This window comes from Streptomyces sp. NPDC054796 (assembly GCF_053611545.1).
The window spans coordinates 55,471-70,136 of sequence record NZ_JBSHAO010000017.1; the positions used below are offsets into that span (position 1 = coordinate 55,471).

Consider the following 14,666-nt stretch of genomic DNA (forward strand, 5'->3'; position numbering starts at 1 on the left):
CGAGACGGTTACGGAGTCGTGGTGTACGGGCCAGCGCCTGGCCCTTCCACGGCGGTGCGGGGTGACGCTGGGGCTCAGCCCTCGACGGTGACGCCCATGGAACGGGCGGTACCGGCGATGATCTTCTCGGCCTGGTCCAGGTCGTTCGCGTTGAGGTCGGGCATCTTGGTGGTGGCGATCTCACGCACCTGGTCGCGGGTGATCTTCGCGACCTTGTTCACGTGCGGCTCGCCGGAGCCCTTCTCGACGCCTGCGGCCTTCAGGATCATCTTGGAGGCCGGCGGGGTCTTGGTGATGAAGGTGAAGGAGCGGTCTTCGTAGACCGTGATCTCCACCGGGATGACCCAGCCGCGCTGCGACTCCGTCGCGGCGTTGTAGGCCTTGCAGAACTCCATGATGTTGACGCCGTGCTGACCCAGCGCCGGGCCGACCGGCGGAGCCGGGTTGGCGGCACCGGCCTGGATCTGGAGCTTGATCAGCCCCGCGACCTTCTTCTTCTTGGGAGGCATGCTCTCTCCGGGTCCTAGTGAGAGGTGATTCGTCCTCCATCCCTCATTCGGGTGGAGGCATACCGCACCACGATAGCCCGTACCGTGGCAGGCTCTGAAACCGAGCAGGTCAGACCGGCCCCAAGGGCCCGTCTGACCTGTCGGAAGTCTTTACGCCGCTCGGCCTTGCGCCTTTACGCTGACCGGCCGAGAAGCGGAAGAACGGTCAGTTCTTCTGGATCTGGTCGAAGCTCAGCTCGACCGGAGTCTCGCGGCCGAAGATCTCGACGAGGCCCTTGACCTTCTTCGAGTCGGCGTTGATCTCGTTGATCGTCGCCTGGAGCGTCGCGAACGGTCCGTCCGTGACCGTGACCGAGTCGCCGACCTCGAAGTCCAGCACCTGGACCTCGACCTTGCGGCCGCCGCCACCGGCGGGCTTGCCCTCCTCGTCGGCCGTGGCGGCCTTAGCGGCCTTCTCCTCGGCCTCGGGGGCGAGCATCTTGACGATCTCGTCCAGCGTCAGCGGGTACGGGTCGTAGGCGTTGCCGACGAAGCCGGTGACGCCCGGGGTGTTGCGGACGACGCCCCACGACTCGTTCGTCAGGTCCATGCGGACGAGCACGTAACCGGGGAGCTTGTTCTGGCGGACGGTGCGGCGGTCGCCGTTCTTGATCTGGACGACCTCTTCCTGCGGCACCTCGGCCTGGAAGATGTAGTCCTCGACGTTGAGCGACACGGCGCGCTGTTCGAGGTTCGTCTTCACGCGGTTCTCGTAACCCGCGTAGGTGTGGATCACGTACCACTCGCCGGGGAGGTGACGCAGCTCGTCGCGAAGGGCGGTGACGGGGTCGACCGGCTCCTCCTCGGGCTCCTCGTCGTCCTCGGCCGCGGCCTCCACGGTGTCCTCGACCTCGGTGTCCTCGGCGGTCTCCGCGATCTCGTCGGTCTCGACGTGGAGAGCGGCCTCCTCGGCGGGCTCGCCCGCGGCGGCGTCGGCAGCTTCCGCCTGGTCGACGCTGTCCGCTGCCTCGACGATGTCGCGCGCGGTGTCGTCACCCTCTGCGGGCTCGACTGCGTCGTTCAGGTTCGGGTCAGACACGGTGGCTGCTTCTTCCTGGCTACAAGGGGTCGAACGTGCGGAAACGACCGCGGGGCGCGCGGCCTCCGCGGACGGTCAGCCGAAGACGTACTTGACGAGTTCGGTGAACCCATAGTCAATCACGGTCACCAGTCCGATGACGATGACGACAAAGACGATCACCACTGAGGTGTACGTCGAGAGCTGGTGCCGCGTCGGCCAGACGACCTTGCGGAGCTCGGCGACGATCTGGCGGTAGAAGAGCGCGAGACGGGCCAGAGGCCCCTTCTTTCCGCGCTTCCCGCCCCGTCGCGGCTTCTTGCCTTCCGACGACCCTCCGGGTTCGGGGACCTCGGTGGTATCCGTGATCTCCGTCACTCGTCCTCACCTGATCCGGGTCGTGTGCCCTGCGGCGTCCGGCCCGGCCGCACGGCGGTGCAATTCAGTACGTACGCAAGCACACACCATGGTGAAGATGTGTGTAGCAGGGCCGGAGGGACTCGAACCCCCAACCGCTGGTTTTGGAGACCAGTGCTCTACCAATTGAGCTACGACCCTTTGTGATGTTCTTCAACAACCTACCGCATCCGCGCGGCTCCGCGGCGTGCCCGGCGCGAGCGCCGCATGGTCGGTGAAGGCCAACGACGTAGGAGTGTACGTGCTCCGGCGCGCAGCGTCGAACAGGATCCCGCGCGGCCCGCTCCCGCACGGGCCCGTCGCTCGGCTCCGGCGCGGGCCCGGGGCCTCGGCAAACCCCCGTGCCGCGCCGCCGCGCGGTCTGGGACTATGCCTCTATGACCGCTGCGACTCCTCCTGCACAGCCCCCGACAGAACGACGCGTATCGGCCCGTATCGGGTCGATCTCCGAGTCCGCGACGCTCGCCGTCGACGCCAAGGCCAAGGCCCTCAAGGCCGCCGGGCGCCCGGTGATCGGCTTCGGCGCGGGTGAGCCGGACTTCCCGACGCCCGACTACATCGTGGAAGCGGCGGTCGAGGCGTGCCGCGATCCCAAGTTCCACCGCTACACCCCGGCGGGGGGCCTGCCCGAACTGAAGTCCGCCATCGCCGCGAAGACGCTCCGTGACTCCGGTTACGAGGTCGAGGCGTCCCAGATCCTGGTGACCAACGGCGGCAAGCAGGCCATCTACGAGGCGTTCGCCGCGATCCTCGACCCGGGCGACGAGGTCATCGTGCCCGCGCCCTACTGGACCACCTACCCCGAGTCGATCCGCCTCGCCGGTGGCGTCCCGGTGCCCGTCGTCGCCGACGAGACGACGGGCTACCGCGTCTCCGTCGAGCAGTTGGAGGCGGCCCGCACCGAGCGCACCAAGGTGCTCGTCTTCGTCTCGCCCTCCAACCCGACGGGCGCCGTCTACTCCCGCGAGCAGGTGGAGGCCGTCGGCCGCTGGGCCGTCGAGAACGGCCTGTGGGTGCTCACGGACGAGATCTACGAGCACCTGGTCTACGGCGACGCGGAGTTCAGCTCGCTGCCCGTGGTCGTGCCGGAGCTGCGCGACAAGTGCGTGGTCGTCAACGGCGTCGCCAAGACGTACGCGATGACCGGCTGGCGCGTGGGCTGGGTCATCGCCCCGCAGGACGTGATCAAGGCCGCGACGAACCTCCAGTCGCACGCCACGTCCAACGTGAGCAACGTCGCCCAGGCCGCCGCCATCGCCGCCGTCTCAGGTGACCTGGACGCGGTCGCGAAGATGCGCGAGGCGTTCGACCGCCGCCGCCGCACCATCGTGCGGATGCTGAACGAGATCGACGGCGTGGAGTGCCCCGAGCCCGAGGGCGCGTTCTACGCGTACCCGGCCGTGAAGGGCCTGCTGGGCAAGGAGATCCGCGGCAAGCGGCCCGCTTCCAGCGTGGAGCTGGCCGAGCTGATCCTGGAGGAGGCCGAGGTCGCGGTCGTGCCGGGCGAGGCGTTCGGCACCCCGGGCTATCTGCGGCTGTCCTACGCGCTGGGCGACGAGGACCTGGCCGAGGGCGTCTCGCGGATGCAGAAGCTGCTGGGCGAGGCGCGCGACTGACGCGTCGCCGCACACACGCACCCCGCGACGGGCGGGGCGCACGCCGTTGACGCGGCGTGCGTCCCGCCCGTTTTCCTGTTCGGGCTCGCGTTCGGGGCGCGCACGTTCAGGGAACCGACTACCGGCGGCAGGGTGCCATGCGGCAAGATCTCTGGATGGAGAGTGTGCCTGCCCACGGCGGAACCGCCGAACGAGACCTCCGCAGGCTGCCGAAGGCTCATCTGCATCTGCACTTCACCGGATCGATGCGGCCCGGCACCCTGCTGGAGCTGGCCGACAAGTACGGCGTCCATCTGCCCGAGGCCCTGAGCGGCGGCGAGCCGCCCCCGGAGCTTCGCCCGGGAGGTGCCCCCAGACTCCGCGCCACGGACGAGCGCGGCTGGTTCCGGTTCCAGCGGCTGTACGACATCGCCCGCTCCTGTCTGCGGGAGCCCGAGGACATCCAGCGGCTGGTGCGCGAGGCCGCAGAGGAGGACGTCAGGGACGGGTCGCGCTGGCTGGAGATCCAGGTCGACCCGACGTCGTACGCGCCCCGCCTGGGCGGTCTGTCACCGGCGCTGGAGATCATCCTCGACGCCGTGGAGACCGCGCAGCGCGAGACGGGGCTGGGGATACGGGTGCTGGTGGCGGCGAACCGGATGAAGCATCCGCTGGACGCGCGCACGCTGGCGCGGCTCGCGGTGCGCTACCGGGACCGCGGCATCGTCGGCTTCGGGCTGTCCAACGACGAACGGCGGGGCTTCGCCCGCGACTTCGACCGCGCCTTCGCCATCGCGCGCGAGGGCGGGCTGCTGGCGGCGCCGCACGGCGGCGAGCTGTCGGGCCCGTCCAGCGTCCGCGACTGCCTGGACGACCTGCGCGCGGGGCGCGTCGGGCACGGAGTGCGCGCCGCCGAGGACCCGCAGCTGCTGTCGCGGCTGGCCGAACGGGGCGTCACCTGCGAGGTGTGCCCCGCGTCGAACGTCGCGCTGGGCGTCTACGAGAAGCCCGAGGACGTGCCGCTGCGGGTGCTGTGGGACGCGGGCGTCCCGATGGCGCTGGGCGCCGACGACCCGCTGCTGTTCGGGTCGCGGCTGGCGGCGCAGTACGAGCTGGCGCGGGAGGCGCACGGGTTCACCGACGCGGAACTGGCCGAGCTGGCGCGGCAGTCGGTGCGCGGCGCTTCGATGCCGGAGGGGGTGCGGGACGGGGTGCTCGCGGACATCGACGGCTGGCTGGCCGGCAACTGACTGCTGGCGGCCGACTGACGGTCCCGCTACTCGGCGGGCTCCGGTGCGGGTGCGGGCTCCGGTCCGGGTGCGGGTTCGGGTGCGGGCGGGGGTCACGCCTCCGGGGCGATACCCGCGAGCAGGGCCCTGACCGTCCCCGAGGCGAAGGCTTCCAGTGCCTCGGGCGACGGGTCGCCCGGATCGAAGTCCCGAAGGAAGGCGCGCTGCGCGCAGGCGCCCAGCAGCAGCCTGGCAGCGGCTTCCGGATCGGCGTCCGCGCGGATGCGGCCCGCCTCGCGCTCGCTGCGCAGATAGGCGGCGAGCGCTTCGAGGGGCACGTGCGGGCCCGCGCCGAGTTCACGCATGGCCTCGTAGTGCCGCTCCTTGAGGCGGGGTTCGGCGTAGAGGGAGGCGGCGATCGGCACGCTGCGCTCGTAGAAGAGCGCGGCCTGACGCGCGGTCTCCGTGAGGTTCTCCTCGACGGAGCGGTCCTGCGCGCGGGGCGCCGCGTTCAGCTCGTCGAGCAGGGGGTTGAGCCGGGGCAGCCGCTCGCGCAGCACGTGGACGAAGAGGTCCTCCTTGCTGGGGAAGTGCTTGTAGAGGGCCGCCTCCGAACAGTCCGCCTCGCGGGCGATCTCCTTGGTCGTGGCGCGGGCGAGGCCGATGGTGCGCATCAGTTGCTCGGCCGCGTCGAGAATGCGGGCGCGCGTTGACTTCCGGGTGGGCATTCACTCACTGTATTGGGTGAGTGAATACTTACCTACCTGTCGGCGCCGGAGAGGGCGCGGGACGCGGAAGAGGAGAGGGCCATCATGCGCATCACGGTCTTCGGCGCGACGGGCGGTACGGGCGTGCAGCTCGTCCTCCAGGCGCTGGACGCGGGGCACGAGGTCACCGCTGTCGTACGGGATCCGGGCCGGCTGGCCGTGAGCCACGAGCGGCTGGAGGTGATCACTGCGGACGTGACGGACGCGGAGTCGCTGGTGCCCGCGCTGGAGGGGCGCGAGGCCGCGCTGTCGGGCCTCGGCTCGCCCCACAACAAGGGCGCGGGGATCGCCTCGGAGGGCACGCGGGCGATCCTGCGCGCCCTGGAGCAGGCGGGGGTCAGCCGGTACATCGCGGTGAGCGCGGCGCCGGTCGGCCCGGCGCCCGAGGGCGAGGGACCGCTGTACCGCAAGGTCATGCTGCCGCTGGTGCGGCGGGCCTTCCGTGACGTCTACGCCGACCTCGCGGTGATGGAGGAGGAGATCTTCGCGAGCGCGGCGGAGTGGACGGTCGTACGGCCGCCGCGGCTCACCGACGCCCCGCGGACGGAGCGCTACCGGCGCACCCTCGGCGGCGCCGTCTCCGGCGGGCACCACATACCGCGCTCGGACCTGGCGCACGCGATGCTCGCGATGCTGGGGGATGCGGCGACCGTGAAGCAGGTGGTGGGGGTCGCCATCTGAGCCCCGGACGGCTCGCGGGCTCGGAGGGCTCGCGGACTCAGAGCGTGCAGCCGACCGTCACCGGTTCGTTGACGAGCGTCACGCCGAACGCCTCGTACACCCCGTCCCGCACCTCGCGGGCGAGCGCGAGCAGGTCTGCGGTGGTGGCGTCGCCCCTGTTGGTGAGCGCGAGGGTGTGCTTGCTGGAGATGCGGGCCGGGCCGCTGCCGTAGCCCTTGGTGAAGCCCGCCTTGTCGATGAGCCAGGCGGCCGAGGTCTTCGTGCGCCCCTCCCCCGCGGGGAAGGCGGGCGCCGCCACGTCGGCGCCGAGCCGTTCCGCGACGCGCTCGGTGAAGGCGGCGAAGTCGGCCTCGTCCAGGACGGGGTTGGTGAAGAAGGACCCCGCCGACCAGGTGTCGTGGTCCTCGGGGTCGAGCACCATGCCCTTGCCGGCGCGCAGCTTCAGCACGGTCTCGCGCGCGGTCGCCGCGGCCACCCGCTCGCCGGGCTCGACGCCCAGGACCCGCGCGGTCTCCGCGTACTTGAGGGGCGCCGAGAGCCCGCCCGCGTCCTCCAGCAGGAAGCGGACCCGCAGCACTACGTAGCGCGAGGGGTCGGCCTTGAAGCGGCTGTGCCGGTACGAGAAGCCGCACTCCGCGTTGGGGAGGGTGACGGTCTCGCGGGCGCGGCGGTCGTAGGCGACGACCTCGGTGATGGTGGAGGAGACCTCCTGCCCGTAGGCGCCCACGTTCTGGACCGGGGTCGCGCCCGCGCTGCCGGGGATGCCCGCCAGGCACTCGATCCCGGCGAGGCCCGCCTCGACGGTACGGGCGACCGCGTCCGACCAGTTCTCGCCCGCGGCGAGCTCCAGGCGCTCGCCCGAGAGCGTGAAGCCGGAGGTGGCGATGCGTACGGCTGTACCCGCGAAGCCCTCGTCGGCGATGACGAGGTTGCTGCCGCCGCCGATGAGCAGCAGCGGCGTACCGGCGTCGTCGGCCTCCTGGACCGCGGCGACCACCTCGTCGTCGGTGGTGGCGGTGATCAGGCGGGCGGCCGGGCCGCCGAGCCGGAAGGTGGTCAGGGGGGCGAGGGGGGCTTCGTGGAGTTCCTGCACGCGCTCAAGCGTACGAGAGTGATCCGCGTGCCGGCGCCGAGGCCACCGGCGCCACGCCCCGCGTCCTCGCGCCCGGGACGGTTCCGCCCCGGGGTTCCGGCTGGACGGTTCAGGCGAGCCGGTTCAGGCGAGCCGGACCACCGCGCGGGACATGCCCAGCACCTTCTGGCCCGCGCTCATGACGGTCAGGTCGACGCGGACGGTGCGCGCCTCGTCGTCCAGCTTGGCCGCGACCTTCGCGCCGACCTCGATGACCGCGCCCTCGCCGTCGTCGGGGACGACCACGGGCTTGGTGAAGCGCACCCCGTACTCCACGACGGCGGCCGGGTCACCGGCCCAGTCCGTGACGACGCGCGCCGCCTCGGCCATGGTGAACATGCCGTGCGCGATCACGTCCGGCAGTCCGACCTCCTTGGCGAACCGTTCGTTCCAGTGGATCGGGTTGAAGTCGCCGGAGGCGCCCGCGTAGCGCACGAGGGCCGCCCGGTCCACGGGGAAGCTCTGGGAGGGCAGCTCGGTGCCGACCTCGACGTCGGAGTAGGCGATCTTCGCTGTCATCTTCGTCACGCTCCCTCTGCCGCGGGTTCCGGTGCGGGCTCCGCCGCGCGGGCCACCAGCTTGGTCCAGGCGGTCACCACGTGTTCGCCCTCGGCGTCGTGGACCTCGCCGCGGATGTCCAGGACGTCGTTGCCAGCGAGGGACTTGATCGACTCGATGGTCGAGTCGACGGTGAGCCTGTCCCCCGCCCGTACGGGCCGGGTGTAGGCGAACTTCTGGTCCCCGTGCACGACGCGGGTGTAGTCCAGCCCGAGCTGCGGGTCCTCGATGACCTGGCCTGCCGCCGTGTAGGTGATGGTGAAGACGAAGGTCGGCGGGGCGATCACGTCGTCGTGGCCCAGGGCACGGGCGGCGTCCGGATCGGTGTAGGCGGGATTGGCGTCACCGATGGCCTCGGCGAATTCGCGGATCTTCTCGCGGCCCACTTCGTACGAGCGGGCGGGCGGATAGTTCCGCCCGACGAAGGACTGGTCGAGCGCCATGTACGCGGCACCTCCTGCGGCCGTGAATTGCGGAGAGCGGAGAGCGGAGAGCGGAGAGCTGGGGAACGGGGAGCGCGGGGCACGGAACGAACGGGCCACGCAATACGACGAGGCCACCCCCGAGTTCGGGGATGGCCTCGCAGAAGAGACTTTGTCAGCGCGTCTCGCGGTGCGCGGTGTGCGAGTTGCAGCGCGGGCAGTGCTTCTTCATCTCAAGACGGTCCGGGTTGTTACGCCGGTTCTTCTTGGTGATGTAGTTCCGCTCCTTGCACTCCACGCAGGCCAGCGTGATCTTCGGGCGGACGTCTGTGGCAGCCACGTGAGTGCTCCTTGACGAACGGACAGGTTTAACACAGAAAGAGTAGCCGATCGGAGGAACGAGCCCACAACCGGCTACTGTCGGTGAAGTAGCGGTGACCGGACTTGAACCGGTGACACAGCGATTATGAGCCGCTTGCTCTACCGACTGAGCTACACCGCCACGATGTGGCGGCCCCCACCGGGTGGCGGGAGACCTCTCACATCAGAGCCCCAAAACGGAATCGAACCGTTGACCTTCTCCTTACCATGGAGACGCTCTGCCGACTGAGCTATTGGGGCGAGCGATGAAGACATTACACGCTTGGCCGCCGAAGATGAAATCGGTATCGGAGGGTCACGCGGGTGTCCCCGCGCCCGCGCCTCAAGTGCCTCCCGCACCACACCAGTACGACTATTCGGCTCCTCCTCGCCGGTGCCCCGCGCGGGTCCTACCCTCGTCACACGCTGCGTGATCTTGCTGTGATCTTCAGGGGCACACGCCGGGCCCCGAACCGTCCCACCGAGCGCCGGGGAGTCCGATGGCCGACAGCCAGCCGCAGGAGCCGAGGGATTCCGGTCCGGAAGCCCGCCACGAGCCGGAGCCCCGCGAATCCCCCGCGGCCCCCGCTTCCGCTTCCGCCTCTGCTTCCGCCTCTGCCTCTGCCTCCGAGACGCCCGTGCCCGCGCCGCCGCACGCGCTCCTGCTGAGCGGGGCCCGGCTGGCCGACGGGCGCACCGTCGACGTACGCCTCGGCGGCGGGCGCATCGAGGCGGTCGGCACGGCGGGCAGCCTCGCGCCCGGGCGGCTGCCGCCCGGCGGCGCCCGCGTCGACCTCTCCGGCTATCTGCTGCTTCCCGCGCCCGCCGAACCCCACGCGCACTACGACACCGCGCTCACCGCCGACACCCCCGGCTCGGCCGGGCCCCCGCGCAGCGCGCCCGAGGACGTCAGACGGCGTACGACCGAGGCCGCGCTGCTCCAGCTCGGCCACGGCGCGACCGCGCTGCGCACCCACACACGCATCGGTGACGTGGCCGGGCTGCGCTCTCTGGAGGCGGTGCTGCTGGCCCGTCGCACGCTGCGGGGGCTGTGCGAACTGACCACCGTCGCCGTGCCCCGTCTGCTCACGGGGGTCGCGGGCGCCGACGGGCTCGCGATGCTGCGGGACGCGGTGAAGATGGGCGCGACGGTCGTCGGGGGCTGCCCGGACCTGGACCCCGACCCCGGCGGCTACGTGGAAGCGGTGCTGGACGTGGCAGCCGAGCACGGCTGCGCCGTCGACCTGCACACGGACGGGGGCGATCCCGCGCGCCTGTCCCGGCTGGCAGCGGCGGCGGGCGGGCTCAGGCCCGGCGTCACCATCGGCCCCTGCGGCGGGCTCGGCGGCCTCCCCTACGAGACGGCGGCACGCACGGCCGACCAGTTGGCGGCGGCGGGCGTCACCGTCGTCTGCCTGCCGCAGGGCAACTGCCGCGTACTGGAGCGCCCTTCGCCCTCCGTGCCCTCTTCGCCCTCGCGCGTCGCGCCCGTACGGCTGCTGTCCGCCGCCGGGGTCGCGGTCGCCGCGGGCAGCGGGGCGCTGCGCGACGCCGCGAACCCGGTGGGCAGGGGCGACCCGCTGGAGGCCGCCTACCTCCTCGCCTCCCACGGCGAGGCGGCCCCGGCGGCGGCCTACGAGGCGGTCGCGGCGCGGGCGCGGAAGGCGATGGGCCTGCCCGAGGTACGCGTCGAGGCGGGCTTCCCCGCCGAGCTGCTGGCCGTACGGGGCACGGAGATCGCGGGGATGCTCTCGCTCGCGTACAGCCGGGTCGTCATCCACCGGGGGCGCGTGGTCTCGCGCACGAGCGCGGTGCGCGAGTTCTGCGACTTCGCCGCGCCGGGCGGGCTCGGGCTGCCGCGGCAGTCACAGGGCTGACGGGCGGTCAGGCATCTGGTTTCGAGGACGGCGGGGGCGGGCGGGGCGCAGTGGAGTGAGGGTGGGGGCGGGGTGCCGTGACGGGCGCGCGGGGAGGCGTACGGTCGGGAGTATGCGCACAGTCATCGCTGGTGGACACGGTCAGATCGCACTTCGGCTGGAGCGGTTGCTCGCCGGGCGCGGAGACGAGGCAGCGGGCATCATCCGCAGGCCGGAGCAGGCGGGCGATCTGCTCGCGGCGGGTGCGGAACCCGTGGTCTGCGACCTGGAGTCGGCCTCCGTCGAGGAGGTCGCCAAGCACTTGGAGGGCGCCGACGGTGCCGTCTTCGCCGCGGGTGCGGGGCCCGGCAGCGGTGCCGCGCGCAAGGAGACCGTCGACAGGGACGCGGCGCTCCTGTTCGCGGACGCGGCCGAGCGTGCCGGTGTACGGCGCTTCCTGGTCGTCTCGTCCATGAACGCGGACGCCTCCCTCACCGAGCCGCCCGCCGGGATGGACCCGGTCTTCGCGGCGTACCTGCGCGCCAAAGGCGCGGCGGACGACGCCGTACGGGCGCGGGACGGCCTCGACTGGACGGTCCTGCGCCCCGGCCGCCTCACGGACGACCCGGGCACGGGGCTGGTGTCCCTCGCGGAGCACACGGGGCGCGACGAGGTGACCCGCGACGATGTCGCGGCGGTGCTGGCGGGGCTGCTCGATGAGCCGGGTACGGCGGGGATGACGCTGGAGCTGATCGGGGGCGAGACGCGGGTCGCGGACGCGGTCGCGCGGGTGGCCCGGGGCTGAGCGGTCCCCTTCGCGGAGTGCGGGGCGCTGCGCTGTGCGGTTCGCCGTTTGCCCGGTGCGGCTCTGTGGGGGTGCGCCGTGGTGCGGTGCTGTGTGGGTGGGGTCGGTGCCGCGCCGGGGTGTCTCCTCGGGCGGCGACAAGTGCGGGTCTCGTTTACGTGTTTCCCCCGGCACTCGTCGCCACCACTTGCGGGGACACCCCACCACGTCCCCTCCCGGCTACGTGGCCGACTAACGGCCGGCGCCACTTGCTGTGAGCAGGCGTTCCGCTCAGCGAGGAGGGTGTCGCGCGGGACGGTTGGCCCGTGAAGAGGGGACCGGAGGTCCCGCGCTGAGGGTGAGGGCAGGGCCCGTCAGACCTCCTTGGCGCGCTGGAAGAACTCGTCGAACGAGAGCACGCCGTCCGCGTTGGCATCCCGCGTCTTGAGGATCGCCTCGGCCAGCCCGACCGTGTAGTGCCGGTCCCCCAGCTCCACCATGGCCTGCTGGAACTCCACCGCGGTGACGAACCCGTCGCCGTCCCGGTCGAACTTCTCGAACGTCTTGCGTGCGGCGTCAATGTCGGCCACGGAACTGTCCCTCTCGATGATCGGATATCCGGCCAGCACAGCGTAGAGAGCCAACCCGCGTACAAGGGCCTCGGGTACAGCAAAAGGCCCCCGCCTGCTTCACAGCAGGTCAGGGGCCTCTTGGCTTCCTGTGGCGGCGCCAGGATTCGAACCTGGGAAGGCTGAGCCGGCAGATTTACAGTCTGCTCCCTTTGGCCGCTCGGGCACACCGCCTGGGATTGTCGCCTGGGCGCCGCTCGGGGGCGGTGCTCTGTGGCAACGGTGTAAACCATACCCGATGACCGGGGGTGGTTCGCCACTCGGTTGATCAGCGGTGGATGAGGGGGCGGGTGGCTAGGCTTGCTGCGCGGGCCGCGCGCGGGCCGCTTCCCTGACGGATCTACGCACGAGGAGCCAACTCACCATGGCCGACTCCAGTTTCGACATCGTCTCGAAGGTCGAGCGGCAGGAGGTCGACAACGCGCTCAACCAGGCCGCCAAGGAGATCGCGCAGCGCTACGACTTCAAGGGCGTGGGCGCCTCGATCGAGTGGTCGGGCGAGAAGATCGAGATGCGCGCCAACTCCGAGGAGCGCGTGAAGGCCGTCCTCGACATCTTCCAGTCCAAGCTGGTCAAGCGCGGGATCTCCCTGAAGGCGCTGGACACGGGCGAGCCGCAGTCGTCCGGCAAGGAGTACAAGATCTTCGGGTCCCTGAAGGAGGGGATCTCCCAGGACGACGCCAAGAAGGTGGCGAAGATCATCCGCGACGAGGGCCCCAAGGGCGTGAAGGCCCAGGTCCAGGGCGACGAGCTGCGGGTGTCCTCCAAGAGCCGTGACCACCTCCAGGACGTCATCAGCCTGCTGAAGGGCAAGGACTTCGACTTCGCCCTCCAGTTCGTCAACTACCGCTGAGCGGTCGCTGAGCCTCCGCGCCCTCGCCGGGCGACGGCGGGACGCCGGAACCGTCCCCAGGGGCGCCGGAACCGTCCCCGGGGACGTCGGCAGGGGCACCGGTACGGGTGCCGGAACGGGCCGTTTCCGGCACCCGCCCCCGCCCCCGCTCCTGTCCCAGCGCCCGCACGCTGACCAGCGCGGCCCCCACCAGCACCACGACCGCGACGAGCGCCGCGCCCCGCATCCCGTGCGTGAACGCCTCGCGCGCCGCGCCGAGCACCGCCTCCCCCGTACGCCCGTGCAGCCGCTCCGCGACGGCCGCCGCGCCGCCGAGCGTCTCGCGGGCCGCTTCGGCCGCCCGCGCGGGGAGGCCGCCGGGCAGGGAGCCGTCGAGGTCGCGACGGTAGAGCGCCGCGCCGACACTGCCGAGCAGGGCCATGCCCAGGGCCCCGCCGAACTCCTGCCCCGTCTCCAGTACGGAGCTGGCCGTGCCGGCGCGTCGCGGCGGGACCGCGCCCAGCGCGAGGTCGGTGAGCTGCGACATCACCGTGACGATGCCGCAGGCCAGCACCCCCGCGCCGACGAGCACCGTCACCAGGGAATCCGTACCGCACAGCCCGAGCACCCCGAATCCGGCCGCCGCGACGAGGAACCCTCCGCACACCACGCGGGCGCGGTCGGCGCCCCGCTGGACGAGGGTGGTGGCGACGGGGGCCGCGGCGCCGATGGCCACGGACGGGGCCAGGCTCCACAGCGCCGCCTCCAGTGCTCCCATGCCGAGCACGGACTGGAGGTACTGCGTCGTGAAGTAGGCCGAGCCCATCATCGCGAAGGCGGCGACGAGATTGAGGACGACCGCTGACGCGTAGCCACGCTCGCGGAACAGGTCCGGGCTGATCATCGGGGCCTCACGGGTGCGCTGACGTCGCACGAAGGCCGCCGTGAAGCCGAGTCCCGCGAGGACGGCGAGCCCGGAGACGCCGTCGGGGCCGTGCTCGGCGGCGCGCTTCAGGCCGTAGATCACGGGCAGTACGGCGGCCATCGACAGCGGGACGCTCAGCAGGTCGAACCGTCCGGGCTCCGGATCCCTGGACTCCGGTATGAGCACCGGAGCGAGGGCCAGCAGGAGCAGCATCGCGGGGACGTTGACGAGGAAGACCGAGCCCCACCAGAAGTGCTCCACCAGCACCCCGCTCAGCACCGAGCCCAGCGCGACGCCGCCCGTCATCACCGCCGACCAGACGCCGATGGCGGCGGCGCGCTGGCGTGCGTCGAGGAAGAGGTTGCGTACGAGCGCCAGGGTCGACGGCATCAGCGTGGCGCCGCCGATGCCGAGCAGGGCGCGTGCGGCGATCAGCAGCTCGGCGCTGGTCGCGTACGCGGCGGTCACGGAGGCCGCCCCGAAGGCGACGGCCCCGAGCAGCAGCAGTCTGCGGCGGCCGATGCGGTCGCCCAGTGAACCCATCGTGATCAGCAGTCCGGCGAGGACGAACGCGTAGATGTCGAAGATCCACAGTTGCTGCGCCGCGCTGGGCGCGAGGTCGGCGCTGATGGCGGGGACGGCGAAGTAGAGGACGGAGACGTCCATGGAGACCAGGAGCAGCGGCAGCATCAGCACGACGAGCGCCGTCCACTCGCGCCGCCCGGCGCGCGGCGGCGTCGGGGGCGGGGGCGACGGAGACGGAGACGGCTGTAACGGCGACCGCGAGGGGTCGGAGGGAGGTGTCGGAGAGGTTGGCATGGCGCGAATATACGGGCGTCTTAAACACTTGTCTAGGACGTTCGTATAAGACGTACGTACGTCTGGGACGGCCGTACAGCGCACCGATACAGTC

General features: G+C 71.5%; 16 protein-coding genes and 4 tRNA genes. 6 read left to right on the forward strand and 14 right to left on the reverse strand.

From position 1 onward, the window contains the following. Window positions 1-74 precede the first annotated feature (74 nt). The 4 genes from rplK to ACWGJ2_RS16625 form a co-directional block, all read right to left on the reverse strand. Window positions 75-509, reverse strand: coding sequence for a 50S ribosomal protein L11 (rplK, locus tag ACWGJ2_RS16610; protein ID WP_453346809.1), 435 nt, complete (start codon window positions 507-509; stop codon window positions 75-77). Between the two features lie 205 nt (window positions 510-714). Further along, window positions 715-1,587 (reverse strand): transcription termination/antitermination protein NusG, encoded by an 873-nt coding sequence (gene nusG / locus ACWGJ2_RS16615; protein ID WP_453346810.1) that lies wholly within the window; start codon window positions 1,585-1,587, stop codon window positions 715-717. Window positions 1,588-1,662: 75 nt separating this feature from the next. Continuing rightward, complete coding sequence (secE, locus tag ACWGJ2_RS16620) at window positions 1,663-1,944, reverse strand: preprotein translocase subunit SecE (RefSeq protein WP_453346811.1); 282 nt, start codon at window positions 1,942-1,944, stop codon at window positions 1,663-1,665. 107 nt (window positions 1,945-2,051) lie between these two features. After that, window positions 2,052-2,124: transfer RNA gene (locus ACWGJ2_RS16625), tRNA-Trp, on the reverse strand. A 236-nt stretch (window positions 2,125-2,360) separates the two neighbouring features. On the opposite strand from ACWGJ2_RS16625, the gene ACWGJ2_RS16630 reads away from it, so the two are divergent. Both ACWGJ2_RS16630 and ACWGJ2_RS16635 read left to right on the forward strand, forming a co-directional pair. Continuing rightward, window positions 2,361-3,599 carry a pyridoxal phosphate-dependent aminotransferase gene (locus ACWGJ2_RS16630; RefSeq protein ID WP_453346812.1) on the forward strand — a complete coding sequence of 413 codons (1,239 nt, stop codon included), beginning with the start codon at window positions 2,361-2,363 and terminating at the stop codon, window positions 3,597-3,599. A gap of 155 nt (window positions 3,600-3,754) precedes the next feature. Beyond that, window positions 3,755-4,828 (forward strand): adenosine deaminase, encoded by a 1,074-nt coding sequence (locus ACWGJ2_RS16635; RefSeq protein ID WP_453346813.1) that lies wholly within the window; start codon window positions 3,755-3,757, stop codon window positions 4,826-4,828. A gap of 92 nt (window positions 4,829-4,920) precedes the next feature. Here ACWGJ2_RS16635 and ACWGJ2_RS16640 read toward each other — a convergent pair whose 3' ends face one another. Next, window positions 4,921-5,535 carry a TetR/AcrR family transcriptional regulator gene (locus tag ACWGJ2_RS16640; protein ID WP_453346814.1) on the reverse strand — a complete coding sequence of 205 codons (615 nt, stop codon included), beginning with the start codon at window positions 5,533-5,535 and terminating at the stop codon, window positions 4,921-4,923. Between the two features lie 84 nt (window positions 5,536-5,619). Between ACWGJ2_RS16640 and ACWGJ2_RS16645 the strand changes: the two genes are divergently transcribed. After that, window positions 5,620-6,255, forward strand: a complete 636-nt coding sequence (locus ACWGJ2_RS16645) for an NAD(P)-dependent oxidoreductase (protein WP_453346815.1) — start codon at window positions 5,620-5,622, stop codon at window positions 6,253-6,255. Between the two features lie 37 nt (window positions 6,256-6,292). Here ACWGJ2_RS16645 and ACWGJ2_RS16650 read toward each other — a convergent pair whose 3' ends face one another. The 6 genes from ACWGJ2_RS16650 to ACWGJ2_RS16675 all read right to left on the reverse strand — a co-directional run bounded on the left by ACWGJ2_RS16650 (window position 6,293) and on the right by ACWGJ2_RS16675 (window position 8,988). Beyond that, on the reverse strand, window positions 6,293-7,348 hold the full coding sequence (locus tag ACWGJ2_RS16650) for a UDP-N-acetylmuramate dehydrogenase (RefSeq protein ID WP_453346816.1): 1,056 nt from the start codon (window positions 7,346-7,348) through the stop codon (window positions 6,293-6,295). Window positions 7,349-7,471: 123 nt separating this feature from the next. Then, on the reverse strand, window positions 7,472-7,906 hold the full coding sequence (locus ACWGJ2_RS16655) for a MaoC family dehydratase (RefSeq protein WP_453346817.1): 435 nt from the start codon (window positions 7,904-7,906) through the stop codon (window positions 7,472-7,474). Between the two features lie 5 nt (window positions 7,907-7,911). Further along, complete coding sequence (locus ACWGJ2_RS16660) at window positions 7,912-8,388, reverse strand: FAS1-like dehydratase domain-containing protein (protein ID WP_453346818.1); 477 nt, start codon at window positions 8,386-8,388, stop codon at window positions 7,912-7,914. A 154-nt stretch (window positions 8,389-8,542) separates the two neighbouring features. Further along, window positions 8,543-8,707 carry a 50S ribosomal protein L33 gene (rpmG, locus tag ACWGJ2_RS16665; RefSeq protein ID WP_003956487.1) on the reverse strand — a complete coding sequence of 55 codons (165 nt, stop codon included), beginning with the start codon at window positions 8,705-8,707 and terminating at the stop codon, window positions 8,543-8,545. Window positions 8,708-8,796: 89 nt separating this feature from the next. Further along, window positions 8,797-8,869: transfer RNA gene (locus ACWGJ2_RS16670), tRNA-Met, on the reverse strand. Window positions 8,870-8,915: 46 nt separating this feature from the next. Beyond that, window positions 8,916-8,988 (reverse strand) — tRNA-Thr (locus ACWGJ2_RS16675). A gap of 239 nt (window positions 8,989-9,227) precedes the next feature. Here ACWGJ2_RS16675 and ACWGJ2_RS16680 point away from each other — a divergent pair. Next, on the forward strand, window positions 9,228-10,604 hold the full coding sequence (locus ACWGJ2_RS16680) for an amidohydrolase family protein (protein WP_453346819.1): 1,377 nt from the start codon (window positions 9,228-9,230) through the stop codon (window positions 10,602-10,604). 112 nt (window positions 10,605-10,716) lie between these two features. After that, on the forward strand, window positions 10,717-11,388 hold the full coding sequence (locus ACWGJ2_RS16685) for an NAD(P)H-binding protein (RefSeq protein ID WP_453346820.1): 672 nt from the start codon (window positions 10,717-10,719) through the stop codon (window positions 11,386-11,388). A gap of 353 nt (window positions 11,389-11,741) precedes the next feature. Here the strand turns inward: ACWGJ2_RS16685 and ACWGJ2_RS16690 are convergent, their stop codons facing one another. Beyond that, window positions 11,742-11,957, reverse strand: coding sequence for an EF-hand domain-containing protein (locus ACWGJ2_RS16690; RefSeq protein ID WP_453346821.1), 216 nt, complete (start codon window positions 11,955-11,957; stop codon window positions 11,742-11,744). A 131-nt stretch (window positions 11,958-12,088) separates the two neighbouring features. Beyond that, a tRNA-Tyr gene (locus ACWGJ2_RS16695) sits at window positions 12,089-12,170 on the reverse strand. Between the two features lie 190 nt (window positions 12,171-12,360). Between ACWGJ2_RS16695 and ACWGJ2_RS16700 the strand changes: the two genes are divergently transcribed. Next, window positions 12,361-12,849: a YajQ family cyclic di-GMP-binding protein gene (locus tag ACWGJ2_RS16700; RefSeq protein ID WP_453346822.1), complete on the forward strand. Its 489-nt coding sequence runs from the start codon at window positions 12,361-12,363 to the stop codon at window positions 12,847-12,849. Here ACWGJ2_RS16700 and ACWGJ2_RS16705 read toward each other — a convergent pair. Next, window positions 12,836-14,443, reverse strand: coding sequence for an MFS transporter (locus tag ACWGJ2_RS16705; RefSeq protein ID WP_453346892.1), 1,608 nt, complete (start codon window positions 14,441-14,443; stop codon window positions 12,836-12,838). The genes ACWGJ2_RS16700 and ACWGJ2_RS16705 overlap by 14 nt on opposite strands. Window positions 14,444-14,666 lie beyond the last annotated feature (223 nt).